This is a genomic window from uncultured Winogradskyella sp., from assembly GCF_947498005.1.
GTDB lineage: Bacteria > Bacteroidota > Bacteroidia > Flavobacteriales > Flavobacteriaceae > Winogradskyella.
Window position 1 is genome coordinate 126,058 of record NZ_CANMIW010000009.1, and the last position, 15,698, is coordinate 141,755.

Here is a 15,698-nt window from a genome sequence, read left to right on the forward strand (position 1 = left end):
TACTCATGAAGAAATATCTTCTATCAATTTTTGCCCTTTTATTACCTTTATTAAACTTTGCTCAAGATGCCCAAGAGGTAGGTATTGACCAAAAAATAGACGAAGCTTTTGGTAATGCAACAGGCTGGTTTGTAAAAGCTATTTTTTATCAAATAGATTTTGGAGGAGGAATAAAAGTCTTTTGGGTATTGTTTCCATTAATTTTAGGAGCATTATACTTTACTGTTTATTTTAAGTTTATAAATTTTAAAGGCTTTTTTACATCAGTAAATATAGTAAGAGGAAAATATGATGATATAGATCATCATGAATCTTTAGTTGCCGCAGGTGATTCAACTCCAGGAGGTGATAATATAGAAACTATAGCAATTGAAGACCATGAAGGTGAGGTGTCACATTTCCAGGCACTAACAGCTGCTTTATCTGCAACCGTAGGTTTAGGAAATATTGCAGGTGTCGCTATTGCAGTATCAATTGGTGGAGCTGGTGCAACATTTTGGATGATAGTTGCAGGTTTTCTAGGTATGGCCTCTAAATTTGTGGAATGTACATTAGGTGTGAAATATCGAGATATTGATGAAAACGGAACCGTATTTGGCGGACCAATGTATTATTTAACAAAAGGTTTAAACTCTAAGGGATTAGGTGGTTTAGGAAAAGTATTAGCCGCAGTTTTCGCAGTATTTGTAATTGGTGGCTCTTTTGGAGGTGGAAACATGTTTCAAGTCAACCAAGCTGCTCAATTATTTGAGCATATGACAGGAGGTGAAGAATCGTTTATAAATGGATATCGTTGGGTATTTGGTTTGGTAATGTCGATTCTTGTTGGTATCGTAATTATTGGTGGTATCAAAAAAATCGCGAAAGTTACGGATAAGATCGTACCATTTATGGTTGCCATCTATGTAGCTGCTTCACTTTTTGTAATCTTTGCTAACTTCAGCATGGTTGGTGACGCATTCGTACAAATATTTAATGGAGCATTTAGTCCAGAAGGTGTAGCAGGTGGAGCAATTGGTGTTTTAGTACAAGGATTTAGAAGAGCAGCCTTTTCAAATGAAGCAGGTGTTGGGTCAGCGTCTATTGCACATTCAGCCGTAAAAACTAAATATGCAGCATCAGAAGGTATGGTCGCTTTATTAGAACCTTTTATAGATACTGTTGTGGTATGTACAATGACAGCTTTGGTATTAGTGATAACAGGTAACGTAACTTCTGCTAATGCAGGTTTAAATGATGCAGATGCTATATTACTAACATCTGGAGCATTTGAGTCTGTTATCTCTTGGTTCCCATATGTTTTAACAGTTGCCGTAGTATTATTTGCATTTAGTACTATGATTTCTTGGTCATATTATGGTTACCAAGGTTGGGCTTACTTATTCGGAAGATCTAAAAATACAGAGTATATCTATAAAATTTTATTCTGCTTGTTTGTAATTGTAGGAGCTTCAATTAGTTTAGGTTCTGTGATAGGATTTTCAGATGCCATGATTTTTGCAATGATGGTACCAAACATGATTGGTTTAGTTATTCTTGCTCCTAAGGTAAAAGAAGAACTCAATAAATTTATGAAGGCCATTAAAGCAAAAAAAGCATAACATATTTTAATTACTTAATCATATGAAATCCCATTTCCAGTTTTCTAACCAACAACGGAATGGGATTTTTTTATTGTTAGCACTTATTGTTATTATTCAATGTCTTTATTGGTTTGTCCCTAACCTTTACATTAGTTCAAAAGAAGAATTACCTGAAAATATAAATGAGATAGAAGCTTTTAGAAATGAAATAGATTCTTTGCGTTTAGTAGAAATAGAAAGCAAGAAACCAAAAATTTATCCTTTTAATCCTAATTATATTACAGACTATAAAGGGTATAGTTTAGGAATGTCTAACGAAGAAATAGATAGATTACATAAGTTTAGATCAACTAATCAATGGGTAAATTCAGCTAAAGATTTTCAGAATGTTACTAAAGTTTCAGATTCCTTTTTGGCAAAAATTTCGCCGTATTTTAAATTCCCAGAATGGGTTACCAACCCAAAACCAAAGTCACGAGGTTATAATAATTCATATTCAAAATCTTCAACATCGAAATCATATATTCAAAAGATTGATTTAAATATTGCTACAGCGAGTCAACTAAGAAAAGTTTATGGTGTTGGTGAAAAACTATCAGAACGGATTATAAAATATCGAGATAAATTTAGTGGAGGATTTATTTCAGATATTCAGCTAAACGAAATATATGGTTTAGAGCAAGAAGTGATAGAACGTATTAAAAATGATTTTACAGTAAAGACGCCAAGATCCATCCAAACCTATAATTTAAATACAGCAACACGAGATCAGTTGGTTACTATTCAATATATAGATTACGAGATTGCGAATAATATTATTGAAGAAAGAACACTTAGAGATGGCTTTAGTTCAATTGATAATTTACGAATGGTAGAAGATTTTCCGTTGAAAAAATTCGAGATAATTAAGCTATATTTGCACCTCTAAAAAACAACTATTTATGTCAAATTTATATTTTACAGAAGAACACAATTTATTTAGAACTAGCCTTAGGGATTTTTTAAATAAAGAAGTTGTGCCACATATTGATAAATGGGAAGAAACTGGCCACATTGAGCGTTTCATCTGGAAAAAATTTGGTGATATGGGCTATTTTGGATTGGCAACTCCAGAGGCGTATGGTGGATTAGATTTAGATTTGTTTTACACAGTAATTTTCCTTGAAGAATTACAGCGCATAAACTCTGGTGGTTTTGCGGCTGCAATGTGGGCACATGCTTATTTGGCAATGACGCATTTAAATAAGGAAGGTAATCATGAGCAAAAAGAAAAATTTTTAACACCAAGTGCTCTAGGTGATGCAATAGGGTGTCTTTGTATTACAGAACCGTTCGGCGGAAGTGATGTTGCAGGTATGAGAACTACTGCAGTAAAAAAAGGAGATAGTTATGTAATAAATGGATCAAAAACATTTATTACAAATGGCGTCTATAGTGATTATTTGGTTGTTGCGGCAAAAACAAGTCCTGAGCTAGGTAATAAAGGGATTAGCATATTTGTAATGGATAGAGATACGCCAGGTATATCAGCCACTAAATTAGATAAACTAGGTTGGAGAGCTTCTGATACTGGAGAAATTGCTTTTGACAATGTTGAAATTCCAATAAATAATTTAATGGGAGAAGAAGGTCAAGGGTTTCCATATATAATGCAGCATTTTGCATTAGAAAGATTAATAATGGGAGTGAATTCTCATGCTAGAGCAGAGTATGCATTAGAATATGCGAAGCAATATATGTCCGAAAGAACAGCATTTGGAAGAACAATTGATAAATTTCAGGCCTTAAGACATACATATGCAGATTGTGAAACTCAGATGGAAATATGTAAACAGTTTAATTATTATGTAGCTAAGCGTTTAGATATGGGAGATTATGTGGTAAAAGAGGCAACAATGTCTAAGCTACAATCTACAAAAATGGCTGATGATGTAATTTATCAATGCCTTCAGTTTTTAGGTGGTTATGGTTATATGGAAGAATATCCATTAGCACGTATGGCTAGAGATAGTCGTTTAGGCCCAATTGGTGGTGGAACATCCGAAATTCTGAAAGAGATTATTGCAAAAATGGTAATTGATAATAAAGATTACAAGCCTGCAACCTAATTGTTTCAATTAAGAACAATTAGAATTCGATAACAAAAGTTAAAAACACGGAAGTAAATACTTACTAAAATTAAAACCTATCAATTTTTTGATAGGTTTTTTGTTGATGTCATATTTTTTGGTGTAATATTTTGGTTATTTATCAACACGAAAACGTTTTCGTATAGATTTTGGTTTTGTGCTAGGTTAATATTTTACTAGTTTTAGGTACAACCAAATTAAATATTATGAAATATTTTAAATTTTACGTATTAGCATTTATAATGCTATTATTTTTTAATTGTAGTCAGGATGAAATTGTTACAGAAGATCAAAGCATCCAACCAACCAAACCAATTATATCTAATGCTAAAAATGGATTAAAACCTATAGGCTCTGGTGTAATGATGCAAGCTTTCTATTGGGATGTACCTGCAGGTGGTACATGGTGGAACACCGTAAACTCAAAAGTAGCTGATTGGAGTAATGCAGGAATTGATGCAATTTGGGTGCCTCCAGCTTCAAAAGCACAGAATGGCCCATTTTCTATGGGTTATGATCCTTTTGATTATTATGATTTTGGAGAATACAACCAAATGGGAAGTGTTGAAACACGTTTTGGCTCTAGAACAGAGTTGATTAATATGATAAATACGGCACATCAAAACGGGCTTAGCGTTATAGCAGATATTGTAATTAACCATAATAGTGGAGGAGCTAGCGAGTCCAATCCGTATTCTGGAGGAAATACTTGGACAGATTTTAATCCAATGTCAGGAAAATTCTATCGATCAGCAACTGATTTTCATCCAAATAATATTCAAAATAATGATAGTGGTGCTTTTGGTGGTTTTCCAGATTTATCTCATAACCAAACCTATGTTCAAGATTGGTTATGGAAAAACTCTAATAGTGTAGCGAAATATTACAGAGATGTTATTGGCTTTGATGGATGGCGTTTTGATTATGTAAAAGGTTTTGATCCATGGGTAGTAAAAGCATGGAAGGATGAAGTAGGTGGATTTTCGGTTGGTGAATTATGGGATAGTAATGTGTCATTGTTAAATTCATGGACGAGTTCAGCTGAAGCGAGTGCTTTTGACTTTGCGTGTTATTATAAAATGAAAGATGCTTTTATGGGAAATAATTTAGCAGCTTTAAATGATAATATGTTGTGGAAACAAAACGCGTCTAGAGCAGTGACATTTGTTACTAATCATGATACAGACGAAATAACAAATAATAAAATTTTAGCGTATGCTTATATTTTAACACATGAAGGCTATCCAACTATTTTTTACAAGGATTACGAAGAATGGTTAAATAAAGAGCGTTTAAATAACTTAATATGGATACATAATAATCTTGCAGGAGGCTCTACTAATATTTTGCATGCAGATAACGATGAATATATTGCAAAAAGGAATGGGTACAATAATAATGGCTTAGTGGTTTATATAAATAACTCAAATTCTTGGCAAGAAAGATGGGTAGAAACCAATTGGTCTAGTACTGTAATAAAGGATTATACTGGTCATTCTAGTTGGGAACCTACTACTCAATCTGGTAAATGGGTAAAAATTCAAGCACCACCAAAGAGTTATTCGGTTTGGTCAATAAAGTAATAACTTATATGAGTAAAGATAAAATCCTGCAACATGCAGGATTTTTTATTTAAAGAAATGACTATTAACCATAACTATTAGTTATATTTATTTTTCATCAAATAAATCAAAATGAGTATTAAAGCATTTTCAGAATATTTATTATTAGAAAAGAAATATTCTGAACATACGGTTATGGCTTACACAAGAGATATAATTTATTTTCAAGAATTTTTGATTCAACATCATGATACGGAACATTTATTAAACGCCAACTATTCTGTGATCAGACAATGGATAGTAGAGTTAGTAGATAAAAATATATCCAATAGATCAATTAACCGAAAGGTATCCTCATTAAATAGTTACTATAAGTTTTTATTAAAGACCGAAGAATTAGAATCAAATCCCCTCAAACAACATAAAGCGTTAAAGGTTGGGAAGAAGTTACAATTACCTTTTTCCGAGCAAGAGTTAAAATTAGTTTTAGAAAATTCTATTGAAATTATAGATTTTGAAACTGCTAGAAACCATTTCATAATAGAGTTGTTGTATGCCACAGGTATTAGACGAATAGAGCTCGTCAATTTAAAATTAAATGATATAAATAGTGGTAATGATCAAATAAAAGTATTGGGTAAGCGCAATAAAGAACGCTATATTCCTTTAATTAATTCATTAAAAAAATCTTTAAATCGGTATTTAGAGTTTCGTAAAGACTTGCCGGAGATTATAGATGGTGATATGCTTTTTTTAACAAAAAATGGTCTTAAAATTTACGAAAAACTTGTTTACAGAATAATAAATAAGTATTTTAGTGAAGCATCTTCGAAATCAAAATGCAGCCCTCATGTATTAAGACATTCGTTTGCTACGCACTTATTAAATAAAGGTGCTGATTTAAATACGGTTAAAGAACTATTAGGTCATACTAGTTTAGCTGCAACACAAGTTTACACCCACAGCAGCATAACTGAATTAAAAAAGGTACATGCTAATGCACATCCAAGAAATAGAGAATAAACTTTGACTTAATAGTATTAAGACCACCAAAAATTTTTAGTTACAAATAAAATAACATTACATGTTTAATTTAAAATAAGATTTATGAAAGTAAACACCCAATCCGTTAATTTTACGGCAGATAGCTCATTGATAGATTTCATTCAAAAACGAATGGACAAATTAGATATGTATTATGATAAAATAATTCAGTCTGATGTGTATCTCAAAGTTGAGAACACAAGTGATAAAGAAAATAAAATTTTTGAAGTAAAAGTAAGCGTTCCAGGAGATAGTTTTGTTGTAAAAAAACAATGCAAATCGTTTGAAGAAGGCGCAGATGCTGCGATTGCGTCCTTAGGGAGACAAATTAAAAAACGAAAAGAAAAATTAAGGGCACATAGTTGATTAAATTTTTTTCAAAAAATGTTTTGAATAATTAAATAAAGTCTTACATTTGCAGTCCGTTAGAAATAGCGGGCTTTTTTTAAGCTTAATTATAGTAGTAAAAAAGTAAGAAAAAGCCGATGTAGCTCAGCTGGCTAGAGCAGCTGATTTGTAATCAGCAGGTCGTGGGTTCGAGTCCCTCCATCGGCTCTTTGAAAGTTTAATTTTTTAAATTTAAAAAGAATTAGATTTTTATTAAATTGATATATTGAATTTAAGTTTTGGGGAGATACTCAAGCGGCCAACGAGGGCAGACTGTAAATCTGCTGACTACGTCTTCGCAGGTTCGAATCCTGCTCTCCCCACAAAAATTTTCACGTAAAGGTTTAAAAGTGTATTTTTGCAAAACTATTTACGGAGAATGTAAGATAAATTTCTTAGGGAATTTGTTTTAGATTGAAATAATGAATACCAATCAAAGTGTAAAAATTTTGATAAATGCGAGAGTAGCTCAGTTGGTAGAGCGTCAGCCTTCCAAGCTGAATGTCGCCGGTTCGAACCCGGTCTCTCGCTCTAAAATTTACGAGTTAGGATTTATACTTATATATCGTAATTCGAAATCGGCTATTTATAATAGTATGCCGGTGTAGCTCAGGGGTAGAGCGTTTCCTTGGTAAGGAAGAGGTCACGAGTTCAAATCTCGTCATTGGCTCTTTTTTCTAAGCGGATTAGAATAAAAAAATTGAACACTAATATTAAATAAGAATAAAATAAATTAAACATGGCAAAGGCAACTTTCGATCGTTCAAAACCACACTTAAACATAGGTACTATTGGACACGTAGATCACGGTAAAACAACTTTAACTGCTGCTATTACTAAAGTATTAGCTGATGCAGGTTTATCTGAAGCAAGATCATTTGATCAAATTGATAATGCACCAGAAGAAAAAGAAAGAGGTATAACAATTAATACTTCTCACGTTGAATATGCAACTGCTAATCGTCACTACGCTCACGTTGACTGTCCAGGTCACGCGGATTACGTAAAGAACATGGTTACAGGTGCTGCACAAATGGATGGTGCTATTTTAGTTGTTGCTGCAACAGATGGTCCTATGCCACAAACTCGTGAGCACATTTTACTTGGTCGTCAGGTAGGTATTCCTCGTATCGTTGTATTCATGAATAAAGTGGATATGGTTGATGATGAAGAGTTATTAGAATTAGTTGAAATGGAAATCAGAGATTTATTATCATTCTACGAGTATGATGGTGATAATGGTCCTGTAGTAGCAGGTTCTGCTTTAGGTGCACTTAATGGTGAGCAAAAGTGGGTTGATACTGTAATGGAATTAATGAAAGAAGTTGATGCATGGATTGAAGAGCCAGTTCGTGATATGGACAAGCCTTTCTTAATGCCTATTGAAGATGTATTTTCAATTACAGGTCGTGGTACAGTAGCAACTGGTCGTATTGAGACTGGTGTTGCAAACACTGGAGATCCTGTTGAAATTATTGGTATGGGTGCTGAGAAATTAACATCTACTATTACTGGTATTGAAATGTTCCGTCAAATCTTAGATAGAGGTGAAGCTGGTGATAACGCTGGTATCTTATTAAGAGGTATTGAGAAATCTCAAATCTCAAGAGGTATGGTAATTACTAAGCCAGGTTCTGTAACTCCTCACTCTAAGTTTAAAGCAGAGGTTTATATCCTTAAGAAAGAAGAAGGTGGACGTCACACTCCATTTCATAACAACTATCGTCCACAGTTCTACGTTCGTACAACTGATGTAACTGGAAACATTGCACTTCCTGATGGAGTTGAAATGGTAATGCCAGGTGATAACTTGACAATTACTGTAGATTTGATTAACACAATTGCAATGAACGTAGGTTTACGTTTCGCTATCCGTGAAGGTGGTAGAACAGTTGGTGCTGGTCAGGTTACTGAAATTTTAGACTAAACAATATAGTTAAATAATTAATTAAGGTGTCTCGAGATTTCGGGATGCCTTGATTATTGTTTACGGGTTTAGCTCAGTTGGTAGAGCACTGGTCTCCAAAACCAGGTGTCGTGAGTTCGAGTCTCTCAACCCGTGCAAAATGCAAATAGGTCATCTGTGACCTCAATAAAATTTTAAATCAAATGGCAGGATTAGTAACATATATAAAAGAATCGTTTGAAGAGTTAAAGAACAATGTGTCTTGGACACCATGGCCTGAAGCTCAAAAACTTACAGTAATTGTAGCTGTTTTTTCAATTATTTTTTCTTTAGCTATTTGGGGAGTTGATACTGTGTTTAGTAAAGCGGTAAAGGCTTATTTTGAAATGATACACTAACAATTATACAATAAGAAGATGTCTGAAAAAAAGTGGTATGTTGTTAGAGCAGTAAGTGGTCAGGAAAATAAAATTAAAACTTATATAGAGAATGAAATCTCGAGATTAGGTTTAAATGATTTTGTTGATCAAGTTTTAGTTCCAACGGAAAAGGTTATTCAAATCCGTAACGGTAAAAAAATACAAAAGGAGAAGGTTTATTTTCCTGGTTATATAATGGTTCAAGCTAATTTAAGTGGAGAGATTCCACATATAATTAAATCAATAACAAATGTAATTGGTTTTTTAGGTGAAACTAAAGGTGGTGATCCAGTTCCATTAAGGCAATCTGAAGTAAACAGAATGTTAGGTAAAGTGGATGAATTATCTGTAGAAGCTGATGCTAATGTAGCAATACCATTTACAAAAGGAGAAACTGTTAAAGTTATTGATGGTCCTTTTAATGGGTTCGATGGTACTATAGAGAAAATAAATGAAGAAAAGCGTAAACTTGAAGTAATGGTCAAAATTTTTGGAAGAAAAACACCATTAGAGTTAAGTTATATGCAAGTAGAAAAAGTATAATAATTGTTACAGTAAAGAGCGTTTATCTATGCTTCCAATGTAGATATTCGTAATAAATTTTAAGAAATGGCAAAAGAAATAGACAAAGTAGTTAAGCTACAAGTTCGGGGAGGTGCTGCGAATCCATCGCCACCGGTAGGACCCGCTTTAGGTGCCGCTGGAGTTAATATCATGGAGTTTTGTAAGCAATTTAATGCTAGAACTCAAGATAAAGCAGGTAAAGTTTTACCTGTGGTAATATCTGTTTACAAAGACAAATCGTTTGAATTTGTAATTAAGACACCACCAGCAGCAGTACAATTATTAGAAGCGGCCAAAGTAAAGAAAGGATCAGGAGAACCAAACCGACGTAAAGTAGCAAAAGTAACTTGGGATCAAGTTAAAGCAATTGCTGAAGACAAAATGGTAGATTTAAATGCCTTTGAAATCGGATCAGCTATGAAAATGGTTGCCGGTACAGCAAGATCGATGGGTATCACTGTAAAAGGAGGAGAAGCTCCAAACTAAATTTTTTAGAAATGGCAAGATTAACAAAAAAGAAAAAAGAAGCACAAGCAAAGGTAGATAGGAATAAAATCTATTCTTTAGAAGAGGCTTCTGCATTACTAAAAGAAATTACATATACTAAGTTTGATGCTTCAGTAGATTTAGCAATCAGATTAGGTGTTGATCCACGTAAGGCTAATCAAATGGTTCGTGGTGTAGTTTCATTACCACACGGAACAGGTAAAGACATGAAGGTTCTTGCGCTTGTGACTCCAGATAAAGAAGCAGAGGCAAAAGAAGCGGGTGCTGATTATGTTGGATTAGATGAGTACTTACAGAAAATTAAAGATGGTTGGACAGATGTTGACGTTATCGTTACTATGCCAAGCATAATGGGTAAGTTAGGACCATTAGGTAGAGTATTAGGGCCAAGAGGTCTTATGCCAAACCCTAAAACAGGAACAGTTACAATGGATGTTGCAAAAGCAGTTTCTGAAGTAAAAGCTGGTAAAATTGATTTTAAAGTAGATAAAACTGGTATTATTCATGCACCAATAGGTAAAGCATCGTTTAGTACAGATAAAATTATTGGGAATGCTCAAGAATTATTATCTACAATAATGAAGTTAAAGCCTACTGCGTCAAAAGGAACTTATGTAAAAAGCATTTACATGTCTAGTACAATGAGTCCAAGTATTGCAGTTGATACAAAAATAGGATAGTAGTTAAACTTAGAATATTATGACAAGAGAAGAAAAATCCCAAGTAATTGAAGAGTTGACTGCACAGTTAGCAGATAATACAAATATCTATTTAACAGATATTTCTGGATTAGATGCAGCAACAACTTCAAATTTAAGAAGAGCGTGTTTCAAGTCTAACATAAAGTTAGCAGTTGTAAAAAATACACTTTTAGAGAAAGCAATGGATGCATCGGAGAAAGATTTCGGTGACTTACCAACAACTTTAAAAGGTAATACATCTGTAATGTACTCTGAAACAGGAAACGCACCTGCCAAAGTAATTAAAGAATTCCGTAAAAAATCTGAAAAACCTTTATTAAAAGGAGCTTTTATTGAGGAGTCTATTTACATTGGAGACGAATTACTAGATGCATTAGTTGATATTAAGTCTAGAGAAGAACTTATCGGTGAGATTGTAGGATTATTACAGTCACCTGCTAAGAACGTTATCTCTGCTCTTAAATCAAGTGGTGGTACTATCGCAGGTATCGTAAAAACATTATCTGAAAGAGAAGGATAATTTTTAAGAATACACAATAGAAAATTAAATTATAACACACATTATTAAACATTAGAAAAATGGCAGATTTAAAAGATTTCGCAGAACAATTAGTTAACTTAACAGTAAAAGAAGTTAACGAATTAGCAACTATATTAAAAGATGAGTACGGTATTGAGCCTGCTGCTGCTGCAGTTGCAGTTGCTGCTGGTGGTGCTGCTGGTGGTGATGCCGCTGAAGAGCAAACTGAATTCGATGTTATCTTAAAAGCGGCAGGTGGTTCTAAACTAGCTGTAGTAAAATTAGTTAAGGAATTAACTGGTTTAGGTTTAAAAGAAGCAAAAGGATTAGTTGATGATGCACCAAGTGCAATCAAAGAAGGTGTAGCTAAAGACGAAGCTGAAGCATTAAAATCTCAGTTAGAAGAGGCTGGTGCTGAAGTTGAGCTTAAGTAAGCTTAACCCATCTACAATACAAGGTTTAGGTCTAGAGTAATACTCTAAGACCTAGACCATTTTGTGTATATAAACGTTATATACATTTTTTAGTTTTTATTTAATAAAAATCTCGTTCATCAATGTTAGCAAAAAAGGCTGAAAGAATTAATTTCTCTTCTATTGTAAATAGGACAGATTACCCAGACTTTTTGGATATCCAAATTAAATCCTTCCAGGATTTTTTCCAATTAGAAACAAAGTCAGAAGAAAGAGGTACTGAAGGTTTATACAACACCTTCATGGAGAACTTCCCAATAACAGATACACGTAATCAATTCGTATTAGAATTTTTAGATTACTTTATTGATCCACCAAGATATTCTATAGAAGAATGTATTGAAAGAGGATTAACTTACAGTGTGCCTTTAAAAGCAAGATTGAAGTTGTATTGTACAGATCCAGAACATGAGGATTTCGAAACAATCGTTCAAGATGTTTATTTAGGTACTATACCTTACATGACTCCAAGTGGTACATTTTGTATTAATGGAGCAGAGCGTGTAGTTGTATCTCAATTACATAGATCACCAGGTGTATTCTTTAGTCAATCATTCCATGCTAATGGAACAAAATTATATTCAGCTAGAGTAATACCTTTTAAGGGATCTTGGATTGAATTTGCTACTGATATCAATCAAGTAATGTATGCCTATATTGATAGAAAGAAGAAGTTACCTGTAACAACTTTATTCAGAGCTATTGGTTTTGAACGTGATAAAGATATTTTAGAGATTTTTGACTTAGCAGAAGAAGTTAAGGTTTCAAAATCTGGATTAAAAAAAGTTATCGGTCGTAAACTTGCGGCTCGTGTACTTAATACTTGGCACGAAGATTTCGTTGATGAAGATACTGGTGAAGTGGTATCTATTGAGCGTAACGAAATTGTATTAGATCGTGACACCATAATAGACAAAGACAATATTGAAGAAATTCTTGAGGCAGAAGTAAAAACTATTCTTTTACACAAAGAAAGTGCGCAACAAGGAGATTATGCAATAATCCATAATACATTACAAAAAGATCCAACAAATTCTGAAAAAGAAGCTGTTGAGCACATCTACCGTCAATTACGTAATGCTGAGCCACCAGATGAAGAGACTGCTCGCGGTATTATTGACAAATTATTCTTTTCTGACCAACGTTACTCTTTAGGTGAAGTAGGTCGTTATAGAATGAATAAGAAATTACAGTTAGATATCGGAATGGATAAGCAAGTGCTTACTAAAGAAGATATTATAACTATTATAAAATATTTAATTGAGTTAATTAATTCTAAAGCAGAGATTGATGATATCGATCACTTATCTAACCGTCGTGTACGTACAGTAGGTGAACAATTATCTTCTCAATTTGGTGTTGGTTTAGCTCGTATGGCACGTACTATTCGTGAGCGTATGAATGTACGTGATAACGAAGTATTCACACCTATTGATTTGATTAATGCTAAGACCTTATCTTCAGTTATTAATTCTTTCTTTGGTACAAACCAGTTATCACAATTTATGGACCAAACAAATCCTCTTGCAGAGATTACGCATAAGCGTCGTCTTTCAGCACTAGGACCAGGTGGTTTATCAAGAGAGAGAGCAGGTTTCGAGGTACGTGATGTTCACTATACTCACTACGGACGTTTATGTCCTATTGAAACACCAGAAGGACCAAATATTGGTTTAATTTCTTCTTTATCTGTATTTGCTAAAGTGAATTCTATGGGATTCATTGAAACACCATATAGAAAAGTGGAAGAAGGTGTTGTAGATATACAAAATGCACCAACATATTTAAGTGCAGAAGAGGAAGAAAATATGTTAATTGCTCAAGCAACAATTAAAGTTGATGAGAAAGGAACAATATTAGCAGACAAAATCATTTCTCGTCAAGAAGGTGATTTCCCTGTAATTGAGCCATCACAAGTAGATTATACTGATGTAGCTCCAAACCAAATTACATCAATATCTGCTTCGTTAATCCCGTTCTTAGAACATGATGATGCCAACCGTGCATTAATGGGATCTAACATGATGCGTCAGGCTGTACCATTATTAAGACCTGAAGCACCAATTGTAGGAACAGGTTTAGAGCGTCAAGTAGCTTCAGATTCTAGAGTATTGATAAATGCGGAAGGAGCTGGTACTGTTGAATACGTTGATGCAGAAAAAATAACTATTAGATACGAACGTACAGAAGAAGAAGCTATGGTTAGCTTTGAAAGTGATACAAAAACATATCCTTTAGTTAAATTTAGAAAAACAAATCAAGGCACGTCTATCAACTTAAAGCCAATCGTTGAGAAAGGTGATAAAGTTGCAAAAGGGCAAGTTCTTTGTCAAGGTTATGCAACGGAAAATGGTGAATTAGCACTTGGTAGAAATATGAAAGTAGCCTTTATGCCTTGGAAAGGGTATAACTTTGAGGATGCGATTGTAATTTCTGAAAAAGTAGTTAGAGAGGATGTATTTACATCTATTCATATTGATGAATATTCTTTAGAGGTTAGAGATACTAAATTAGGTAATGAAGAATTAACTAATGACATTCCTAATGTTTCTGAAGAAGCTACCAAAGATCTAGATGAAAATGGTATGATTCGCATTGGTGCAGAAATCAAACCAGGAGATATCTTAATAGGTAAGATTACACCTAAAGGAGAATCTGATCCAACTCCAGAAGAAAAACTTCTTAGAGCTATCTTTGGTGATAAAGCAGGTGATGTAAAAGATGCTTCTTTAAAAGCTTCTCCATCGCTTAATGGTGTAGTAATTAATAAAAAATTATTTGCTAGAGCCGTTAAAGATAAACGTAAGAGAGCACAAGATAAAGAGGATATCGAAGCATTAGAAAATGCTTACGATAATAGATTTGATGAGCTTAAAAATATCGTGGTTGAAAAATTATTCAACATTGTAAACGGTAAAACTGCTCAAGGAATTTATAATGATTTAGGGGAAGAAATTATTCCAAAAGGTAAGAAGTATACCTTAAAAATGTTAAACGCTGTTGATGATTATACGCATTTAACTTCTGGAAAATGGACAACTGATGATCATACAAATGAATTAGTTGCAGATTTAATCCATAATTATAAGATTAAGGAAAACGATCTTCAAGGTTCATTAAGACGTGAGAAGTTTACAGTTTCTGTAGGAGATGAATTACCAGCAGGTATTATTAAATTAGCTAAGGTTTATATTGCTAAAAAGCGTAAACTAAAAGTTGGTGATAAAATGGCAGGTCGTCACGGTAACAAAGGTATTGTTGCACGTATTGTACGTCAAGAAGATATGCCTTTCTTAGAGGATGGAACGCCTGTTGATATCGTATTAAATCCACTTGGTGTACCTTCTCGTATGAACATCGGTCAGATCTATGAAACAGTATTAGGTTGGGCTGGTCAAGATTTAGGTAGAAAGTATGCAACACCAATTTTTGATGGTGCTACTTTAGACCAAATTAACGAGTATACAGATGAAGCTGGTATTCCAAGATTTGGACATACATATCTTTATGATGGTGGAACAGGAGATCGTTTTGATCAACCAGCAACAGTTGGTGTAATCTATATGATTAAACTTGGTCACATGATTGATGATAAAATGCACGCTCGTTCTATTGGACCTTACTCATTAATTACGCAACAACCATTAGGTGGTAAAGCGCAATTTGGTGGACAACGTTTTGGAGAAATGGAAGTTTGGGCACTTGAGGCGTATGGTGCATCTAGTACTTTACGTGAGATCTTAACTGTAAAATCAGATGATGTTATTGGTAGAGCAAAAACTTACGAAGCAATCGTTAAGGGAGAGCCAATGCCAGAACCAGGACTACCAGAATCATTCAACGTACTTATGCACGAATTGAAAGGTTTAGGATTAGATATTAGATTAGAGGAATAAAAAATAG

14 protein-coding genes and 5 tRNA genes are annotated in these 15,698 nt (G+C 33.7%); all 19 read left to right on the top strand.

Translation table 11 applies throughout. The annotated features are described in order from the left end of the window. Nucleotides 1-5 precede the first annotated feature (5 nt). Nucleotides 6-1,601 (top strand): sodium:alanine symporter family protein, encoded by a 1,596-nt coding sequence (locus Q0891_RS15375; RefSeq protein ID WP_299103055.1) that lies wholly within the window; start codon nt 6-8, stop codon nt 1,599-1,601. Between the two features lie 22 nt (nt 1,602-1,623). Continuing rightward, nucleotides 1,624-2,511, top strand: a complete 888-nt coding sequence (locus Q0891_RS15380) for a helix-hairpin-helix domain-containing protein (RefSeq protein WP_299103057.1) — start codon at nt 1,624-1,626, stop codon at nt 2,509-2,511. A 13-nt stretch (nt 2,512-2,524) separates the two neighbouring features. Beyond that, on the top strand, nt 2,525-3,691 hold the full coding sequence (locus Q0891_RS15385; RefSeq protein ID WP_299103059.1) for an acyl-CoA dehydrogenase family protein: 1,167 nt from the start codon (nt 2,525-2,527) through the stop codon (nt 3,689-3,691). A gap of 227 nt (nt 3,692-3,918) precedes the next feature. Further along, nucleotides 3,919-5,295, top strand: a complete 1,377-nt coding sequence (locus tag Q0891_RS15390) for an alpha-amylase (RefSeq protein ID WP_299103061.1) — start codon at nt 3,919-3,921, stop codon at nt 5,293-5,295. Between the two features lie 111 nt (nt 5,296-5,406). Continuing rightward, nucleotides 5,407-6,297, top strand: coding sequence for a tyrosine-type recombinase/integrase (locus Q0891_RS15395; protein ID WP_299103063.1), 891 nt, complete (start codon nt 5,407-5,409; stop codon nt 6,295-6,297). A gap of 84 nt (nt 6,298-6,381) precedes the next feature. Then, on the top strand, nt 6,382-6,684 hold the full coding sequence (raiA, locus tag Q0891_RS15400; RefSeq protein WP_299103065.1) for a ribosome-associated translation inhibitor RaiA: 303 nt from the start codon (nt 6,382-6,384) through the stop codon (nt 6,682-6,684). 115 nt (nt 6,685-6,799) lie between these two features. Continuing rightward, nucleotides 6,800-6,873, top strand: a tRNA-Thr gene (locus tag Q0891_RS15405). Between the two features lie 73 nt (nt 6,874-6,946). Next, a tRNA-Tyr gene (locus Q0891_RS15410) sits at nt 6,947-7,028 on the top strand. A gap of 135 nt (nt 7,029-7,163) precedes the next feature. Continuing rightward, nucleotides 7,164-7,236, top strand: a tRNA-Gly gene (locus tag Q0891_RS15415). Nucleotides 7,237-7,303: 67 nt separating this feature from the next. Continuing rightward, nucleotides 7,304-7,375, top strand: a tRNA-Thr gene (locus Q0891_RS15420). A 69-nt stretch (nt 7,376-7,444) separates the two neighbouring features. Beyond that, complete coding sequence (tuf, locus tag Q0891_RS15425; protein WP_299103067.1) at nt 7,445-8,632, top strand: elongation factor Tu; 1,188 nt, start codon at nt 7,445-7,447, stop codon at nt 8,630-8,632. Nucleotides 8,633-8,694: 62 nt separating this feature from the next. Continuing rightward, nucleotides 8,695-8,767: transfer RNA gene (locus Q0891_RS15430), tRNA-Trp, on the top strand. Between the two features lie 47 nt (nt 8,768-8,814). After that, nucleotides 8,815-9,009, top strand: a complete 195-nt coding sequence (gene secE, locus Q0891_RS15435) for a preprotein translocase subunit SecE (RefSeq protein WP_299103069.1) — start codon at nt 8,815-8,817, stop codon at nt 9,007-9,009. An 18-nt stretch (nt 9,010-9,027) separates the two neighbouring features. Beyond that, nucleotides 9,028-9,573, top strand: a complete 546-nt coding sequence (nusG, locus tag Q0891_RS15440) for a transcription termination/antitermination protein NusG (RefSeq protein ID WP_299103071.1) — start codon at nt 9,028-9,030, stop codon at nt 9,571-9,573. 66 nt (nt 9,574-9,639) lie between these two features. Continuing rightward, nucleotides 9,640-10,080 (top strand): 50S ribosomal protein L11, encoded by a 441-nt coding sequence (rplK, locus tag Q0891_RS15445; RefSeq protein WP_299103073.1) that lies wholly within the window; start codon nt 9,640-9,642, stop codon nt 10,078-10,080. Nucleotides 10,081-10,091: 11 nt separating this feature from the next. Beyond that, a complete protein-coding gene (gene rplA, locus Q0891_RS15450; protein WP_299103075.1) occupies nt 10,092-10,781 on the top strand; it encodes a 50S ribosomal protein L1 in 690 nt (229 codons plus the stop codon). A gap of 19 nt (nt 10,782-10,800) precedes the next feature. Then, nucleotides 10,801-11,322: a 50S ribosomal protein L10 gene (gene rplJ, locus Q0891_RS15455; RefSeq protein WP_299103077.1), complete on the top strand. Its 522-nt coding sequence runs from the start codon at nt 10,801-10,803 to the stop codon at nt 11,320-11,322. A 59-nt stretch (nt 11,323-11,381) separates the two neighbouring features. Further along, a complete protein-coding gene (gene rplL / locus Q0891_RS15460; RefSeq protein ID WP_299103078.1) occupies nt 11,382-11,756 on the top strand; it encodes a 50S ribosomal protein L7/L12 in 375 nt (124 codons plus the stop codon). A 122-nt stretch (nt 11,757-11,878) separates the two neighbouring features. After that, nucleotides 11,879-15,691: a DNA-directed RNA polymerase subunit beta gene (gene rpoB, locus Q0891_RS15465; RefSeq protein ID WP_299103080.1), complete on the top strand. Its 3,813-nt coding sequence runs from the start codon at nt 11,879-11,881 to the stop codon at nt 15,689-15,691. The last annotated feature ends 7 nt before the right edge of the window (nt 15,692-15,698 follow it).

Bases quoted from the DNA above. Each gene is read 5' to 3' on its own strand.
- Q0891_RS15395 (WP_299103063.1), top strand. From the start codon at position 5,407: ATGAGTATTAAAGCATTTTCAGAATATTTATTATTAGAAAAGAAATAT.
- Q0891_RS15380 (WP_299103057.1), top strand. From the start codon at position 1,624: ATGAAATCCCATTTCCAGTTTTCTAACCAACAACGGAATGGGATTTTT.
- tuf (WP_299103067.1), top strand. From the start codon at position 7,445: ATGGCAAAGGCAACTTTCGATCGTTCAAAACCACACTTAAACATAGGT.
- rplA (WP_299103075.1), top strand. From the start codon at position 10,092: ATGGCAAGATTAACAAAAAAGAAAAAAGAAGCACAAGCAAAGGTAGAT.
- rplK (WP_299103073.1), top strand. From the start codon at position 9,640: ATGGCAAAAGAAATAGACAAAGTAGTTAAGCTACAAGTTCGGGGAGGT.
- rplL (WP_299103078.1), top strand. From the start codon at position 11,382: ATGGCAGATTTAAAAGATTTCGCAGAACAATTAGTTAACTTAACAGTA.
- Q0891_RS15385 (WP_299103059.1), top strand. From the start codon at position 2,525: ATGTCAAATTTATATTTTACAGAAGAACACAATTTATTTAGAACTAGC.
- rplJ (WP_299103077.1), top strand. From the start codon at position 10,801: ATGACAAGAGAAGAAAAATCCCAAGTAATTGAAGAGTTGACTGCACAG.
- raiA (WP_299103065.1), top strand. From the start codon at position 6,382: ATGAAAGTAAACACCCAATCCGTTAATTTTACGGCAGATAGCTCATTG.
- rpoB (WP_299103080.1), top strand. From the start codon at position 11,879: ATGTTAGCAAAAAAGGCTGAAAGAATTAATTTCTCTTCTATTGTAAAT.
- nusG (WP_299103071.1), top strand. From the start codon at position 9,028: ATGTCTGAAAAAAAGTGGTATGTTGTTAGAGCAGTAAGTGGTCAGGAA.
- secE (WP_299103069.1), top strand. From the start codon at position 8,815: ATGGCAGGATTAGTAACATATATAAAAGAATCGTTTGAAGAGTTAAAG.
- Q0891_RS15375 (WP_299103055.1), top strand. From the start codon at position 6: ATGAAGAAATATCTTCTATCAATTTTTGCCCTTTTATTACCTTTATTA.
- Q0891_RS15390 (WP_299103061.1), top strand. From the start codon at position 3,919: ATGAAATATTTTAAATTTTACGTATTAGCATTTATAATGCTATTATTT.